This window comes from Promicromonospora sukumoe 327MFSha3.1, assembly GCF_000385135.1.
GTDB lineage: Bacteria > Actinomycetota > Actinomycetes > Actinomycetales > Cellulomonadaceae > Promicromonospora > Promicromonospora sukumoe_B.
Genome location: NZ_ARQM01000010.1, coordinates 506,693 through 521,753, shown reverse-complemented (window position 1 = coordinate 521,753; position 15,061 = coordinate 506,693). Strand labels below are relative to the sequence as shown.

Below are 15,061 nucleotides of genomic sequence, written 5' to 3'. Positions count from 1 at the left end.
CGCGCACAACGAGAGGTTCCGCCATGGATGCCGGACTGACACCGAGGTCGACCGTGCCCCTCTACGACTGGATGAACAAGATCCCGGGCGGGCTGATGCTCGTGCCGCTGATCCTGGGCTCGGTCGTCGGTACGTTCTTCCCCGGCTTCCTCGAGCTGGGCTCGTTCACCACCGCTCTGTTCAAGGACTCGGCGCTGCCGCTGATCGCCGTCCTGATCTTCGCCACGGGGATGCAGATCACGGCGCGCACGTCGGGGCCGGTGCTCGCCGCCACGGGGACGCTGCTGCTCACGAAGTCCCTGATCCCCGCCGCCCTCGTCGCGCTGGCCGGCGCCGTCTTCGGGATCGAGGGGTTCCTGGGGGTCTCGATCCTGGCCCTGATGGCCACCATCGACAACAGCAACGGCGGCCTGTGGCTCGCCTTCACGGGCCGGTACGGCGACGAGCGGGACCGCGGCGCCTACATGGCGTCCGCCATCAACGACGGCCCGTTCATCTCGATGCTGTTCCTCGGCGCGTCCGGCCTGGCCGACATCCCGCTGACGGCGTTCCTCGCGGCGCTGGTCCCGCTGGTGCTGGGCTTCGTCGTGGGCAACCTCGACCCGCGCTGGACCGAGGTCATGCGGCCCGTGCCGAACATCGTCATCCCGTTCTTCGCGTTCGCCCTCGGCACGGGGATCGACCTGCGCGACGTCGTGACCGGCGGTGCCTCCGGCATCCTGGTCGGCGTCTTCGCCGTGCTCCTGACCGCCGCCCTGACTTACTCCGGCTACCGGTTCATCCTGCGGCGCGGCGCCAAGTCGGGCATCGCGATCGCCGCCGCGACCACGGCCGGCAACGCCGTGGCCACCCCCGCGATCATCGCCGGGGTGGACCCCACGTTCGAGCCGTACGTTGCGGTCGCCACCGCGCAGGTCGCCTCGGCCGTGCTGGTCAGCGCGATCCTGGCGCCGCTCCTGGCCACGATCGTGCTCAAGCGGCAGGGCGGGCTCGCCCCGGCCGACGACGCCGACACCCCGGCCGCCGCGACCCCGGCCGGCGAGGGGCGCGGCACCGCATGAGCGAGCACACCGTCGGCGTCGTCGCGGACGACCTGACCGGGGCCGGGGACTGCGTGGTCCAGTTCGCCCGCGCCGGCTGGACCAGCCACCTGGCCCTCGGCCGCGACCTGCCCTCCGGCGAGCGGGCGGCGGTCGCCGTGGTCACCGACGCCCGGGCCCTGGACGACGCCGCCGCGGCGGCCGCGACCGAGGCCGCCGTGCGGGCGCTGGCCGATGCCGGGCGCCTCTACGTCAAGATCGACTCGACCGTGCGTGGCAGCGTCGCTGCCCAGGTCAGCGGGGCCCTGGCCGCGTGGCGGGACCGGGTGCCCGGCGCGTTCGCCGTCGTCTGCCCGAGCTACCCCGCCCTCGGGCGGACGGTCCGCGACGGGGTGCTGCTGGTCGACGGCGTACCGGCCGCCGACACGGCCGCCGGGCAGGATCCCGTGACTCCCGTGCACCGCAGCGACCTGACCGCACTCCTGCCCGGCGCGGTCCGGGTACCCGCCCACGACGATCCGAAGGTCCTGGCGCTCCGGCTCGCCGAGGCGGGCGAAGCCGCGGGCACCGTCGTCGTGGACGCTACCGAGGACGCGGACCTGGACCGCCTCGCCGACGCGGTGACGCTGCTCGGCCCCCTCGCGGTCCCGGTCGGCTCCGCCGGGCTGGCCGCCGCTCTGGCCCCGCGCTGGGGCGGCAGCCGCGCCGGGCTGGAGCCGCCCCGGGTCACCGCCGAGCGCACGCTCGTGGTGCTGAGCTCCCTGAACGAGGTCTCCCGCGGGCAGGCCGACGCGCTGCTGACCGCCGAGCCCGGCACGCTGCTGATCACCCCGGAGGCCGGGACCGGCCCGGACGAGCAGGCCGCGCGGGCGCTGGGCACCACCGCGCCCGCGACGGTCCTCGTCCGCACGCCCGAGCCCACCGGCACCGGACGGGAGCGCGCCGCCCACGCGGCGGGCGCCCTGGCTGACCTCGTGGCCGCCGTCACGGAGCGCACGCGCCCCGACGCCGTCGTGCTGATCGGGGGCGACGGCGCCCGCGCCGTCCTGGCCCGGCTCGGGGCCCGCAGCGTGCGGGTGGCCGGGTCCGTCGCCGAGGGCGTCCCGCTCGGACACCTCGAGGGCGGGCCGGCGCACGGCACCGTCGTCGTCACCAAGGCGGGCGGGTTCGGCACCCGCCGGACCGTCGTCGACGTCCTCGAAAGCCTGAGATCGTACTCTTCGCACCAGGAGGTAAACCCTTGAGCATCCCCACCCTCGCCGTCACGCTCGGCGACGTCGCAGGCATCGGCCCGGAGATCACGGCCAAGGCCCTGCTCGGCCACGACGACCTGCGCGCCCTGTGCGTGCCCGTGGTCGTGGGCGACGCGGACGCGCTGCGCCGCGCCGTGGCCGCGATCGGCGGCGACCCGGAGCGGGTCCGCGTGATCGCGTCCCCGGCCGAGGCCACCAACACGCCGGGCACGATCGAGCTGCTCCAGACCGGACCGTCGCTGGCCGACGTCCCGGTCGGCGAGATCAGCGCGGCGGCCGGCGACGGCGCCTACCGGTTCGTGGTCGAGGCCTGCCGGCTGGCCCGGGAGGGGCAGGTGGACGGCATCGTCACGCCACCGCTGAACAAGGCCGCGATGCACGCGGGCGGGCACAGGTGGCCCGGGCACACGGAGCTGCTCGCCCACGAGTTCGGGGTCAAGAACTTCAGCCTCGTGCTGTCGGCCGGCGACCTGTACTTCTTCCATCTGACGACGCACGTCTCGCTGCGCCAGGCCATCGAGGACATCACGCCGGAGCGCACCCGCGACGTGCTCGACCTGGCGGGCGCGTTCACGACGGCGCTGGGCCGCCCGGACGAGGCCATCGGGCTCGCGGGCCTGAACCCGCACGCCGGCGAGAACCGCCTGTTCGGCGACGAGGACGCCGACGTGCTGGCCCCCGCGGTCGAGGCGGCGCGCGCCCGCGGCCTGAACGCCCACGGCCCGCTGCCGGCCGACGCCCTGATCCCGGCCGCGGTCAAGGGGAAGTGGAACATGGTCGTCGCCTGCTACCACGACCAGGGGCACGCCCCGTTCAAGGCCGTGTACGGCGACGACGGCGTGAACATCACCGTGGGGCTGCCCGTGGTGCGCGTCTCCGTGGACCACGGCACCGCGTTCGACATCGCGGGGCAGGGCATCGCCCGGGAGGCGAGCCTGGTGCTCGCGATCGAGCGGGCCGCCGACCTCGCCCCCGGCTGGGACCACGTGTGGCGGACGGCGCAGCAGAGCGCCCCGAGCGCGGCGAGCTGACCGTGGGCCGCCCCGCCCCCGACGGCCAGCCCCTCCACCGGCGCATCGGCAGCGAGCTGCGCGCGCAGATCCTGGGCCGCACGCTCGCGCCCGGCGCGCAGGTGCCCACCGAGGCCGAGCTGCAGGAACGCTACGGCGTCTCGCGCTCCGTGGTGCGCCAGGCCCTGGCGTCGCTGGAGCAGGAGGGGCTCGTGGAGCGGCGTCGGGGGCGGGGCACGACCGTCCGCGAGCGTGGCGAGCTGCACCGCCTGGTGCAGCGCGTCCCGGGCCTGTCGACGCAGGTCGAGGGCGAGGGCGTGCACGTGACCACGCGCGTCCTGGAGCTCGGGCTGGAGCCCGCCTCCGATGCGACCGGCGAGCTCGCCTCCGACCGGGTGCTGCGCCTGCGTCGCCTGCGCAGCGCCGGCGACGAGCCGCTCGCCCTCATCGAGACCTGGCTGCCCGAGGAGCTCGGGGACCTGACCGCGCAGGAGCTCACCGACACGTCGCTGCACGCCACGATCCAGCGCCGGTTCGGCACCCACGTGGTGGCCGGCAGGCGGCAGGTCCGGGCGGTAGGCGCCGACGCCGACACGGCCGAGCTGCTCCGGGTGACCGCCGGGACGCCGGTGCTGCTGCTCGAGGGCACCAGCACGGACGACGCCGCCCGGCCCGTCGAGGTGTTCCGCACCTGGCACCGGGCGGACCGGGTGGTCTTCGACATCAACGTGATCCAGGAGCCCGACGCCGCCCCCGCCGGCCCCGCCCCGGGCGACGCCGCCGGCCTCCGCGAGCGCCTGGAGTCCCTCGGCCGCGAGATGCTCGACCTGGCCCGGGAGCTGGAGCGCGCCGAGGGCCGCTGAGCGCGGCCGCCGCCGGTCGTCAGACGGCCGCGGCCACCCAGTCCTCGTCGTCCAGCACCCACTCCGTCCCGGCCCCCTGCGGCCGCACGGTGTCGACGAGCCAGTACGTCTCGTCGGGGTTCCACCCGGCGATGACGCTCGCCGCGTCGTCGTCGACCGGGATCGCCGTGCCCGCCGCGGCGAGGTAGGCGGCGGCGGTGAGGTGCACGGCGTCGTGCTCGGCGGCGACGGCCGCCCAGTCGGGCAGCAGCCAGCGCCCCACGCGGCCGGTCGTGCTGTACCAGTCGTGCCGCTTCTGGGCGGTCACCTCCAGGGGGTAGTCGCTGCACAGCGCCGCCCATGCCTCGGGGCCATCCACCTCGAGCACGCGCGCGCCGGCGGGTACCTCCACCTGGTGGGTCACGGCCCGCTCCCACCCCATGTCGTCCTCCACCAGCCGCAGCCCGGCCGGCCCGTAGCCGTCGAGTCCGCGCAGGGTGTGCGTGAGGTCCGACGGCGGGGCGGACCACCAGGTGCCGCTGAACGGCGCCGTCGGGTCGCTGGGGCGGTCGGTCTGCGCGCGCCGCTCCTCGTCCAGCACCTCGGCGCGCCACCAGGTCAGGCGCTCCGCCACGGTCGCGGTCGTGCCCGAGGCGCGGCCGTCCCAGGTGACCGCGTGCTGATCCGCGCGGGCCAGCGGCGTGCTCCACCAGGCCACGGTCTCGGACCGGGCGACGTGCGCGGCCACTCGCTCCAGGGCGGCCCGCACCACGGGCGTGGCGGCGAGCAGGTCCTCGCCGTCGGGCTCCTGCCAGTACCGGGCGACGCTCACCGCCTGGGCGAGCGTGCTCAGGGCGGTGCCCCGGTCGAGCGCGGGGAGACGGAGGCCGGCCAGCAGGGCGGCGACGGCCTCGGGCGTCGCGCGCGGCTCCGCCTCGCGGTGACCCGAGCCGAAGAACGACACGACCGTCGTGTCGCGCGCCGGGTCCAGCTCGTGGCCCGCCGACATCACGGCCCCCGCCAGCGGCAGGTCGGAGGCGGCGGCGTACTCCAGCAGGAACCGGCGCCCGCGCCAGCCGCTCAGCAGGACCTCCGGGGTGATGGTCGCCATCTTTCGCTCCTCCTGTCGACGGCTTGCGCACCGTAACCCGGCTGCGATCAGCTCGCAGCAGCATTTATCGGCGCTGTCGACCAGCGCCGTTGCGCCGTGGGCGCACACCACGCCGTCGAGGGCTGGCCGGGCGCTATGTTCGCCAGGTGAGCGACGACCTGACCGCGTGGCTGCGCGCGAACGCGCGCCGGCTGGCCACCCTCGACCCGGACGGCGACGACGACGCCGACCTGCTGCCGCTGCTGGAGATCGTGGGCGACGCGCGGGTCGTGGCGGTCGGCGAGTCGATGCACCGGATCCACGAGATGTACCAGGTGCGGCACCGGATCCTGCGGTTCCTGGCGCGGCACGGGTTCACCGCGTACGTCATGGAGTCCGGGTTCCCCGAGGGCTGGCTGGTGGACATGTGGGTCTCCGGGCGCAGCGCCCTGCCCGTCCGGGAGGTGCTGGAGCGCGGTGTCACCTACAGCATGGGCCGCTGCCAGGAGATGCTCGACCTGCTGACCTGGCTGCGCACGGACGGCGGCGTGCGGTTCTATGGTGCGGACGTGCCGGACTCGGCCGCGAGCGCCCGCCCGGCGGTCGAGGCGGCCCTGGGTTTCCTGGACGACGTCGACCCGGGCTACGCGGCGCGCGTGCGCACGGAGCTCCTGCCGCTGTTCGGCTATCTCCCCGCCGACCGGACCGGGATCGCCCAGGCCGCGCCGGCGCTGCACGCCTACATCGCGCTGCCGGCCGCCGAGCGGGCGGCCCTGACGGCGCTGATCGCCGAGCTCGCGGAACGCATCCGCGCGCGCCGGGTCGACTACCTGGAGGCGGGCGCGGATCCCCGGGCGACGGCGTTCGCGACGCACGCCGCGCGGGTCGCCCGGCAGACGGACGCCTTCCTGGCCGCGATGCCCGCCGGCGCGACGCGCGCCTATCCCCCGGGCAACGTCCGTGACGTCACCATGGCGGACACCGTCGAGTGGATACTGGACCGCGAGCCGCGCGTGGTGGTCGCCGCCGCGAACGGCCACGTGCAGCGCACGCCGTTCCACGCCCCGCCGTTCGTGCCGGAGCCGATGACGACGATGGGCCGCGAGCTCGCCGACCGGCTCGGCGACGACCTGGTGGTGCTCGGCACCACGTTCGGCGGCGGCACGTCCTGGCTGCACCGGCCCGGGCCCGACGACGCCCCGGGGCACTCGACGCCGTTCACCCAGGAGCTGGGCGCGCCGGACCCGGCGAGCTTCGACGCGGCGCTGGCCGCCCCGGGCCTCGGCTCGTACTACGTGGACCTGCGTACCGTCGACGGCGCGGCCGCGGCGGCCCTGGACGCGACGCGCGGCACGCACAACGGCGCGGAGCTGCAGCTCGTGGACGCGCGGCGGGCGTTCGACGCCGTGGTGCACGTCGACCGGGTGACGCCGTGGCACACCTGGATCCCGATGCTGCCAGGGCAATGACTCAGGCCGGGACCAGCCGCCGGGTCTCCTCCGCGACCGTTTTCCAGCAGGCCGCCGGCAGGTCGTGGCCGACGTCGGAGAGGATCGCCAGCTTCGCGCCCCGGACCTCGCGGGCGGTGGCGCGGGCCGCCGCCGTCCGGATGACGGGGTCGTCCTGGCCGTGCAGCACCAGCGTCGGCGCGCCGATCTCGCGCAGCCGTCCGCCGTGCCAGCGAGCGCGGAGCAGGCGGCCCAGCGCCGTCAGGTCGCGCGGGCCGGCGTCCAGCCCGCGCTCGATCCGCTCGCGGGCCGCGTCCTCGTCGGTGGGGTTGGCCGGGGACGCCATGAGCTTCGCGACGGCCAGGGAGGCCGCGACGTCGCCGTCGCGTCCCTCGGGGTACCGCTTCGTGGCGAGCCGCGCGGCCAGCCCGAGGTGCAGGTAGCGCGGGATGTCGCGCCACGACATGTCGCTCGGCGGGGCGTCGCACGAGACGAGGCCGAGCACCCGCTCCGGGTGCCGCAGCGCGAAGCGTTGCGCCACGATCCCACCCAGCGAGTGCCCGAACACGACGGCGCGGTCCCAGCCGACGGCGTCGAGCACCGCGGCGGCGTCGTCGACGACGTCCTCCGACGTGTAGGGCACGGTCCCGGTACCGAGCAGCGCGGTGAACGACCCGCTGCGCTCGCCCGGACGGAACCTGGTCGACGCGCCCGTGTCCCGCTGGTCGTACCGGACGACGTCGAAGCCCTCGTCGGCGAACGCCTGGCACAGCCCGTCCGACCACCAGCACCGGGAGACGGCGAGCCCCATCACGAGCAGGAGCGGGACGCCGCCGCCCGGTCCGAACCGGTCGTAGGCGATCTCGACGTCGCGACCACGCGCGTACGCCGTCGGCGACCACAGGTCTTGGGCCATCAGAACAGTCTCGCCCTAGTCCCTGAACGGCGCCCGGGCGACACCAGGCACGGCAACCGTGTTGCGCAGAGTAGACGTTGTCCACTCTGCGCAACATCGCCCGCAGACCATGTGTTTTCCCTGGCCCGTGGCACCATCGATCTCGTGGACACCCAGTCAGAGACCACCCGGCATGCCGATCGATTTGTCCCCCGTGACGGGTTCGCCGCCAGGCCCCAGGCGAGCCAGCACGTGTCGCTGGAGGCATTCCGCGCTGATCAGGACGCGCTCGTGGACGGCGAGGTCGCCGACCCCTTCGAGCGCTGACCCGCCACCTCCTGCCGTGCGGGAGCCCGCCGCGCCCCAGCCGTGAGCGGGGCGACGCCGTGAGCGGCGCGCTCAGCGCTCCCGCAGCGCCCCCGCCAGCTCGCGCCGCGAGGCGATCCCGAGCTTGCCGAACACCTTGCGCAGGTGCCACTCCACGGTGCGCGGGCTGAGGAACAGCTCCGCGCCGATCTCCGGGTTGGTCCGGCCGGCGACGGCCAGCCGCGCGATCTGCGCCTCCTGGGCGGTGAGCGCGTCCGCCGCGACCGCGCCGCGCTTCCGTACCGTCTCGCCCGTGGCCGCCAGCTCCCGGGCGGCCCGGCCGGCGAAGCCCTCCGCGCCCGCCTCCGCGAACACCTCGTGGGCGGCCCGCAGGTGGTCCCGCGCGTCGCTCCGCCGGTTCTCGCGGCGCAGCCACTCGCCGTACAGCAGCCGGGCGCGGGCGGTCAGCACGGTCAGGCGCGTACCGCCGAGCAGCTCGACCGCCGCGCGGTAGCGGTCCTCCGCGGCGGCTGCGGGACCGGCCAGCGCGTCCGCGAGGGCCTGCGCGCCCAGGGCCCAGCCCGTCCCGGCGGCGGCGGTCCGTTCGGCGAGACGCTCGCGCGCCTCGCCCGCCGCCGCCTCGTCCCCGGTGCGGGCCGCGGCCTCGACCAGCTCGCCGAGCGTCCAGCCGGTCAGGGCGAGGTCGTCGTGGGCGACGGCGCGCCGGGCGGCCGCCAGGGCGGCCGGGTACCGGCCGAGCCCGTTGTGCAGCACGGCCTCGGCGTAGCCGGCCAGCCCGATCCAGCGGCCCTCGCCGCGGGCCTCGGCCTCCCGGACGGTCGCGTCGATCAGGCGGGTCGCGGGCTCCTCGGCACCCTGGTGCGCGGCGAGGGTGAGCGCCGCGGACGGGTGCAGGGGTCCGGGGGCGACCGACCCGGCCTCGCCGAGCAGGGCGGACGCCTCGGCGAACCGCCCCTCCGCGACCAGGGCGCCGGCCCGGAACGTGAGGGCCGTGGGCAGCAGCGAGCGCGCGCCGGTGGCCCGGGCCGTGGCGAGCGCCTGCTCGGTGAGCCGGTGCCAGGCGGCGTCGTCCCACAGCTCGTGGGCGACCGGCCCGGACAGCCACAGCAGCGCGGCGTCGCCGTCCGGCACGGCCGCCAGGGCCCGGCGCAGGGACGGGAGGGCGCCGGCGTGCCCGCCGAGGACCCGCTCGGTGAGCCCGGTCAGGAACAGGCCGGCGACGTCCTGGCCGGGCGGCACGCCGCGCGCCGCCTCGGCGGCGCGGCGCAGGTCGCCGTCGCCGAGCCGGCCGGCGTGCATCGCGGCGCCGAGCGCCCAGAGGTAGGTCTCGCGGGCGGCGTCCGGGTCCAGCTCCGCGAGCCGCCGCGCGGCCTCGAGCAGCGGCGTCACCGCGCCCCGGCCGCGGTCGAGCGCGAACGCGACCTGGGCCCGCAGCCGCTCCGCGCCGGCGCGCTGCAGCGGGTCGAGCGGGCCGAGCTCCGCGGCCGACAGCAGCGCGGGCACGGCGTCCAGCGCGCCGGACGCGTACCGGGCGCGCGCGGCGGCGAGCGCACGCGTGGCGCGCGGCTTGGGGTCCTTGGTCAGCTCGGCGGCGCGCTCCAGGAACGCCGCGGCGGCGGACCGCCCGCCGCGGGCCAGCGCCCGGTCGGCGGTGCGCTCCAGCTCGGCGGCGACGTCGTTGTCCGGCCCGAGCGCCGCGTGCGCCCGGTGCCAGGCGTGGCGGTCCGGGTCCTGGCCGGGGTCGGTCACCTCCGCGAGCGCGCGGTGCACGGCGCGCAGCTCGGCGGGGTCGGCCGAGCGCCAGCACGCCGACCGCACGAGCGGGTGGTGGAACCGGACCCGGGTGCCGATCCGCACCAGGCCCGCAGCCTCGGCCGGCGCGGCGGCGTCCGGCCCGACGCCGAGCCGGTCGAGCGCGCGCCACAGCAGCGGCACGTCGCCGACCGGCTCGACGGCGGCGGCGAGCAGCAGCACGCGGGTGTCCGCCGGGAGCGCCGCGAGCCGCCGCTGGAAGCCGGCCTCGACCCGGTCGACGACGGGCGTCGCGCTCGGGGCGCCGAACCCGAAGGCGAGCTCGGCCGGGGTCAGCCCGCGGGGCAGCTCCAGCAGCGCGAGGGGGTTGCCGTGCGTCTCGGCGAGGATGCGCTCGCGGACGTGGCCGTCGACCGGGCCGGGCAGCACGGTGTCGAGCAGCGCCCTAGCGTCGTCGGCGGGCAGGCCCTCGACGCGGAGGTCGGGCAGGCCCGGCAGCACCTCCTCGTCGCCCGGGCTGCGCAGGGCGAAGACGAGGGCGACCGACTCGGCCTCCAGGCGGCGGGCCACGAAGGTCAGGATCACCTGTGACATGCGGTCGACCCACTGCAGGTCGTCCACGAGGCAGACCAGGGGCCGCTCCGCGGCGGCCTCGGCGAGCAGCCCGAGCACGGCGAGCCCCACGAGGAGCGCCTCGGGCGGCTCGCCGGGGCCCAGCCCGAAGGCGGTGGCGAGGGTGTCGCGCTGCGGCTGGGGCAGCCGGTCGAGGTGGTCGAGCAGCGGCGCGCACAGGTGCTGGAGCGCCGAGTAGGCGATCTCGGACTCGGGCTCCACGCCGACCGTGCGGACCACCCGGGCGGTCCCGGCCTCCGCGGCCAGGTGGTCCAGCAGCGCGGACTTGCCGATGCCGGCCTCGCCGCGCAGCACCAGCACGCGGCTGTGCCCCGCCCGGACCTCGCGCAGCAGCTCGTCGAGCGTGCCGGTCTCACGCCGCCTGCCGCGCAGCACGCTTCCCGCCGTCTCGCTCGCCACACGCACCTCCTCGCGGAGGTTACACCGGGCGGGTTCTCAGCCCGGGCGGCCGGTCACAGCCGGTCCGCGTCGACGACGGCGCGGGCGAAGGCCGCGGGTGCCTCCTGCGGCACGTTGTGGCCGATCCCGCGGAACGTGCGGTGGTCGTACGGCCCGGTGAACATGGCGCGGTAGCCCGCGCCCTCGCCGGGCGGCGTGAACGGGTCGAGCTCGCCGTCGATCGTCACGGTCGGCACACCGATCTTCGGCCCGGCCGCGAGGCGCGCCTCGACGTCGTCGAACCGGGGGTCGCCGTCGGCCAGGCCGAGACGCCAGCGGTAGTTGTGCAGCACGATCGCGGCGTAGTCGGGGTTGGTGAACGCGGCCGCCGTCCGGTCGAAGGTGGCGTCGTCGAACCGCCACGTGGGCGAGCTGAACTTCCACACCACGCGGGCCAGCTCCTTGCGGTAGTGCTCGTCCTCCAGGCCCAGGCGCCCGCGCTCGGTGGCGAAGTAGTACTGGTACCACCACGCCCACTCCCGCTCGGGCTCGATGGGCGTCTCGTTGGCCGCTCGGTTGGTGATGAGGTAGCCGGTCACCGACACGAGGGCCCGCACCCGCTCGGGCCACAGGGCGGCGACGATGTCCGCGGTGCGGGAGCCCCAGTCGTACCCGGCCAGCACGGCGCGGCGGATGTGCAGGGCGTCCAGCAGCGCGACGACGTCCCGCGCGACCACGTACTGCTGGGCGTTGCGGAACGTGTCGGGCGACAGGAACGTGGTGCTGCCGTGCCCGCGCAGGTACGGCACGATCACGCGGTAGCCGCGGGCGGCGAGGAGGGGCGCGACCTCGGCGTAGCTGTGGATGTCGTACGGCCAGCCGTGCAGCAGCACCACCGGGGTACCCCCGGCGGGCCCCAGCTCCGCGTACCCGACGTCGAGCTCGCCGGCCCGGACCTGCTTGACCACGGGGAACGACGGCGGCGCGGGCGGGGTGGGGCGGGCGGCCGCGGGCTGCGCGGCGGCCGGGAGGGCGGTACCACCCACCGCGGCGGAGGTCGCGATCAGCCCGGCGGTCCTGACGAATGTCCTTCTGTCCATGCCCCTACCCTGGGGCCGCCTCCCCGGGGGCGCACCAGGGTGTCTCCCTGGGGCGGCCCCGGGTGCTGCCGGGCCAGGCTGTGCACCATGAACAAGCTAGCCATCATCATGACGGCGCTGGTGTCGGTGTCGGCCGCCGGGCTGCTGCCCATGGCGGCACCGGCGAGCGGTCCCGCCGAGGGCGCACACCCCGCGCCGTCGTCGTGCTCCGCCGTGCCCGTCTCCGCGCCGCGCGGCGCCCACGTCGAGTCCGTGACCGCCCAGGCGTACCCCGCCGGGACCGTCACCTTCCCCGAGGCCACGCCGCCGCTGCAGACGCTCGCGCCGATCCCCGACGTGCCCGCCCGCTGCGAGATCACGGTGACCCTCACGCACGGCCGGGCCGGCGACCACGAGACCGTCAAGGTCGCGCTGCCGCAGGACCGGGCCGCCTGGTCGGGCCGCTTCCAGGCCACCGGCGGGAGCGCGTACCTGGCCGGCGACCTGGGCGCCACCCTGGTCGCGGCCGTCAAGAACGGATACGCCGCGGCGGCCACCGACGCGGGTATCGGCCAGTCCCCGGCCGACGTGAGCGGCTGGGCGCTGACGCCGGACGGGCGGGTGAACGGGCCGCTCCTGGAGAACTTCGCGTCCCGCTCGGTGCACGACCTCGCGGTGGTCGGCAAGTCCGTGACCAAGGAGTTCTACGGGCACAAGGCCACCTACTCCTACTGGAACGGGTGCTCCACGGGCGGCCGCCAGGGCTACGTGGCCGCGCAGGAGTACCCCACGGACTTCCAGGGCATCCTGGCCGGCGCGCCCGCGGTGAGCTGGGACCGGTTCGCCGTGGCCACGCTCTGGCCGCAGGTCGTGTTCAACGAGGAGGACGTCGCCCCCGCGCCGTGCGAGCTGGAGGCCTTCAACACCGCGGCCGTCGAGGCCTGCGACACCGCGGACGGCGTGCGGGACGGCGTCATCGACGACCCGCGCGACTGCCGCTGGGACCCCCGCGAGCTGGTCGGCACGCAGGTCGACTGCGACGGCGCGACGCACACCATCACGGCGCAGCTCGCCGACGCGGTCCGCAAGATCTGGCAGGGGCCGGTCTCCAGCAGCGGGCGTCCGCTCTGGTACGGGCCGAACAAGGGCGCGGCGTTCAGCTGGCTCGCCACGCCCGGCAAGCCCTTCGTGGTGGCCGACCAGTGGGTCAAGTACTTCGTCGCGAAGGACCCGGGCCTGGACACCACGAACCTGACCTACCGGCAGTTCGACCGCCTCTTCGCGACGTCGCAGCGTGACTTCCACGCCGTGATCGGCAGCGACGACCCGGACCTGTCCGCGTTCGCCCGCTCCGGCGGCAAGCTGCTGAGCTGGCACGGGCAGGCCGACCAGCTCGTGCCCACCCAGGGCACGGTCGACTACCGCGAGCGCGTCAACCGGGCCATGGGCGGCAACGCCCGGGTGGACTCCTTCTACCGCCTGTTCCTGCCCCCGGGCGTGGACCACTGCGGCATCGGCACCGACCCGCTGGGCTCCCTGGTGGAGTGGGTCGAGCAGGGGCACGCCCCCGCGACGCTGCCGGCCGTGGTCACCGACGGTGACGGCAACACCGTGACGCGCGAGGTGTGCCGCTACCCGCAGGTGACCCGCCGGGTCGGTACCGACGTCCGCTGCGTCAGTGGGTCAGCTTCAACCCGATAACACAGCCGATCAGGCCCGCGATCAGCAGGACGCGGACCACGGAGACGGGTTCGGCGCCCGTGGCCATCGCCCAGGCGACGGTGGTCGCGGCGCCGATCCCCACCCAGACCGCGTAGGCGGTCCCGACGGGCAGGTCGCGCAGCGCGAAGGCGAGGCCGCCCATGCTGGCGACGAGGGCGACACCGAACACGATGCTCGGCACGACGTTGCTGAAGCCCTCCGACCGGCTCAGGGCGGTGGCCCAGACGGCCTCCAGCAGGCCGGACAGGACAAGGACGATCCACGACATGGTGTGCTCCTCAAGATGCCGTCTTGTCGCACACCGGGTACGGCAACCCTCGTCCGGGAGCCCCTGTGGGCTCTGCCTCGATCTTCGCACACACTGGGGTGCATGACGGAGCAGATGACGGGCATGCGGCGGCTGAGCAGCGTGCTGGACGGCCCGCACGCCGTGCGGATCGTCGTCTCGCTCCTGGCCGGCGCCCTGCTCGGCTGGCTGCTGGCGTGGGACTCCACGGCGGCCGCCCTGCTCGGCGGCTGGGCAGGCGCCGGGCTCGTGTTCGTGGCCTGGACGGCGCTGGTCATCGTCCCGATGGACCCCCTGGCCACCAGCGAGCACGCCGTGCGCGAGGAGCCCACCCGCGGCATCGCGCACGTGATCGTGCTGCTCGCCGCGGTCGCGAGCCTGGGCGGGATCGTCGTCGTGCTCGTGGGCGGCGTCCGGGCCGACGGCACCGTCACCACGGCCGCCGTCCTCACCTCGGTGGTGGTCTCCTGGGCCTGCGTGCACACGGTGTTCGCGCTGCACTACGCGCGCGTCTACTACACGGCCCCGGCGGGCGGCATCGACTTCCACCAGACGACGCCGCCCCGGTACACCGACTTCACCTACCTGGCGGTGACCGTCGGGATGAGCTTCGCCGTCTCGGACACCGACCTCGGCTCCTCCGAGATGCGCCGGATCGCGCAGGTGCACGCGCTGCTCGCCTACCTGTTCGGCACGGTGATCGTGGCCCTGCTGATCAACCTCGTCGCCGGGCTCGCGAACTGAGGTGCGGCAGGGCCGCCGTCCGACGCCGGACGGCGGCCCTGCCACCCCGGGTCAGCCGACCGGCTCGAAGCTGCGCCCGTCGAACCCGATGAAGCTGTGGATGTCGCTGGCCGGGAAGGTCAGCGCCCGGCCCGTGCAGTCGGTGCTCTCGTACACCCGGATGCCCGTCGCGGTCTCGTTGAGCTCCGCGTGCACGACGAACGGCAGGGTCGTGCAGCCCGTCCCGGCGTCGGGGTAGGTCACGGTCTGGCCCGTGAACGCACCCGACCAGAACGTGAGGTCGCCGTCGGCCGCCGAGGCCGTCGTCGGGACGGCGACGGCGAGCAGACCGGCCGCCAGGGCGGCGGCCGCGAGACGCTTCTTGGCACGGATCATGGTGTTCTCCTTCGAGAAGGTCGGAGTCATGAACGCGACCGCACTCGGCGGTCGCTGCGTACGACGGGGCAGCGGGGCGAAAGGTTCACCCGAATCGGGTGAATGTTCGCCGGTGCGCCCGCCTTTCGCACGTCCGCCGTGCGAACCCACCGCTCAGCGCGGGCGCAACGCGATCCTCGCGGTTACT

Annotated in this window: 14 protein-coding genes and 1 riboswitch; of the genes, 8 read left to right on the top strand and 6 right to left on the bottom strand. The window is 75.6% G+C overall.

All coding sequences use genetic code 11. The features are described from left to right. The first annotated feature begins 23 nt into the window (after positions 1–23). From H291_RS0106020 to H291_RS0106005, 4 genes are read left to right on the top strand one after another with little or no spacing between them, the layout of a single operon-like run. Positions 24–1,061, top strand: a complete 1,038-nt coding sequence (locus H291_RS0106020; protein ID WP_033325752.1) for a 2-keto-3-deoxygluconate permease — start codon at positions 24–26, stop codon at positions 1,059–1,061. Beyond that, positions 1,058–2,284 (top strand): four-carbon acid sugar kinase family protein, encoded by a 1,227-nt coding sequence (locus tag H291_RS0106015; protein WP_020014078.1) that lies wholly within the window; start codon positions 1,058–1,060, stop codon positions 2,282–2,284. Before H291_RS0106020 ends, H291_RS0106015 begins: the two co-directional genes overlap by 4 nt. After that, positions 2,281–3,324 carry a 4-hydroxythreonine-4-phosphate dehydrogenase PdxA gene (gene pdxA, locus H291_RS0106010; protein ID WP_020014077.1) on the top strand — a complete coding sequence of 348 codons (1,044 nt, stop codon included), beginning with the start codon at positions 2,281–2,283 and terminating at the stop codon, positions 3,322–3,324. Before H291_RS0106015 ends, pdxA begins: the two co-directional genes overlap by 4 nt. Continuing rightward, positions 3,282–4,166 carry a GntR family transcriptional regulator gene (locus H291_RS0106005; protein WP_020014076.1) on the top strand — a complete coding sequence of 295 codons (885 nt, stop codon included), beginning with the start codon at positions 3,282–3,284 and terminating at the stop codon, positions 4,164–4,166. Before pdxA ends, H291_RS0106005 begins: the two co-directional genes overlap by 43 nt. 19 nt (positions 4,167–4,185) lie before the next feature. Here the strand turns inward: H291_RS0106005 and H291_RS28900 are convergent, their stop codons facing one another. Continuing rightward, a complete protein-coding gene (locus H291_RS28900) occupies positions 4,186–5,256 on the bottom strand; it encodes a hypothetical protein (RefSeq protein WP_020014075.1) in 1,071 nt (356 codons plus the stop codon). 146 nt (positions 5,257–5,402) lie between these two features. On the opposite strand from H291_RS28900, the gene H291_RS0105995 reads away from it, so the two are divergent. Beyond that, a complete protein-coding gene (locus H291_RS0105995; RefSeq protein ID WP_020014074.1) occupies positions 5,403–6,704 on the top strand; it encodes an erythromycin esterase family protein in 1,302 nt (433 codons plus the stop codon). Position 6,705: 1 nt separating this feature from the next. Here H291_RS0105995 and H291_RS0105990 read toward each other — a convergent pair whose 3' ends face one another. Further along, positions 6,706–7,599, bottom strand: coding sequence for an alpha/beta fold hydrolase (locus H291_RS0105990; protein ID WP_020014073.1), 894 nt, complete (start codon positions 7,597–7,599; stop codon positions 6,706–6,708). A 144-nt stretch (positions 7,600–7,743) separates the two neighbouring features. On the opposite strand from H291_RS0105990, the gene H291_RS28895 reads away from it, so the two are divergent. Then, positions 7,744–7,905 (top strand): hypothetical protein, encoded by a 162-nt coding sequence (locus tag H291_RS28895; protein WP_157236729.1) that lies wholly within the window; start codon positions 7,744–7,746, stop codon positions 7,903–7,905. 72 nt (positions 7,906–7,977) lie between these two features. Here H291_RS28895 and H291_RS0105980 read toward each other — a convergent pair whose 3' ends face one another. Beyond that, a complete protein-coding gene (locus tag H291_RS0105980) occupies positions 7,978–10,689 on the bottom strand; it encodes an ATP-binding protein (RefSeq protein WP_020014071.1) in 2,712 nt (903 codons plus the stop codon). Between the two features lie 53 nt (positions 10,690–10,742). After that, positions 10,743–11,768, bottom strand: a complete 1,026-nt coding sequence (locus tag H291_RS0105975; protein WP_026365446.1) for an alpha/beta fold hydrolase — start codon at positions 11,766–11,768, stop codon at positions 10,743–10,745. Positions 11,769–11,855: 87 nt separating this feature from the next. On the opposite strand from H291_RS0105975, the gene H291_RS0105970 reads away from it, so the two are divergent. Continuing rightward, on the top strand, positions 11,856–13,448 hold the full coding sequence (locus H291_RS0105970) for a tannase/feruloyl esterase family alpha/beta hydrolase (RefSeq protein ID WP_157236728.1): 1,593 nt from the start codon (positions 11,856–11,858) through the stop codon (positions 13,446–13,448). Here the strand turns inward: H291_RS0105970 and H291_RS0105965 are convergent. Further along, complete coding sequence (locus tag H291_RS0105965) at positions 13,423–13,737, bottom strand: DMT family transporter (RefSeq protein WP_020014068.1); 315 nt, start codon at positions 13,735–13,737, stop codon at positions 13,423–13,425. The genes H291_RS0105970 and H291_RS0105965 overlap by 26 nt on opposite strands. 12 nt (positions 13,738–13,749) lie before the next feature. Next, positions 13,750–13,813: riboswitch (guanidine-III (ykkC-III) riboswitch) on the bottom strand. A 26-nt stretch (positions 13,814–13,839) separates the two neighbouring features. Here H291_RS0105965 and H291_RS0105960 point away from each other — a divergent pair. Beyond that, positions 13,840–14,499, top strand: coding sequence for a DUF1345 domain-containing protein (locus H291_RS0105960; protein ID WP_020014067.1), 660 nt, complete (start codon positions 13,840–13,842; stop codon positions 14,497–14,499). A gap of 51 nt (positions 14,500–14,550) precedes the next feature. Here H291_RS0105960 and H291_RS0105955 read toward each other — a convergent pair whose 3' ends face one another. Beyond that, entirely contained in the window at positions 14,551–14,874 is a 324-nt protein-coding gene (locus H291_RS0105955) for a hypothetical protein (RefSeq protein WP_020014066.1), read from the bottom strand. Positions 14,875–15,061: the final 187 nt, after the last annotated feature.

Excerpts from the sequence above, each read along its gene's own strand:
- H291_RS0105965 (WP_020014068.1), bottom strand. The coding sequence starts at position 13,737 with ATGTCGTGGATCGTCCTTGTCCTGTCCGGCCTGCTGGAGGCCGTCTGG.
- H291_RS0106020 (WP_033325752.1), top strand. The coding sequence starts at position 24 with ATGGATGCCGGACTGACACCGAGGTCGACCGTGCCCCTCTACGACTGG.
- H291_RS0105970 (WP_157236728.1), top strand. The coding sequence starts at position 11,856 with ATGAACAAGCTAGCCATCATCATGACGGCGCTGGTGTCGGTGTCGGCC.
- H291_RS0105955 (WP_020014066.1), bottom strand. The coding sequence starts at position 14,874 with ATGATCCGTGCCAAGAAGCGTCTCGCGGCCGCCGCCCTGGCGGCCGGT.
- H291_RS28900 (WP_020014075.1), bottom strand. The coding sequence starts at position 5,256 with ATGGCGACCATCACCCCGGAGGTCCTGCTGAGCGGCTGGCGCGGGCGC.
- H291_RS0106015 (WP_020014078.1), top strand. The coding sequence starts at position 1,058 with ATGAGCGAGCACACCGTCGGCGTCGTCGCGGACGACCTGACCGGGGCC.
- H291_RS0105990 (WP_020014073.1), bottom strand. The coding sequence starts at position 7,599 with ATGGCCCAAGACCTGTGGTCGCCGACGGCGTACGCGCGTGGTCGCGAC.
- H291_RS0105960 (WP_020014067.1), top strand. The coding sequence starts at position 13,840 with ATGACGGAGCAGATGACGGGCATGCGGCGGCTGAGCAGCGTGCTGGAC.
- H291_RS0105975 (WP_026365446.1), bottom strand. The coding sequence starts at position 11,768 with ATGGACAGAAGGACATTCGTCAGGACCGCCGGGCTGATCGCGACCTCC.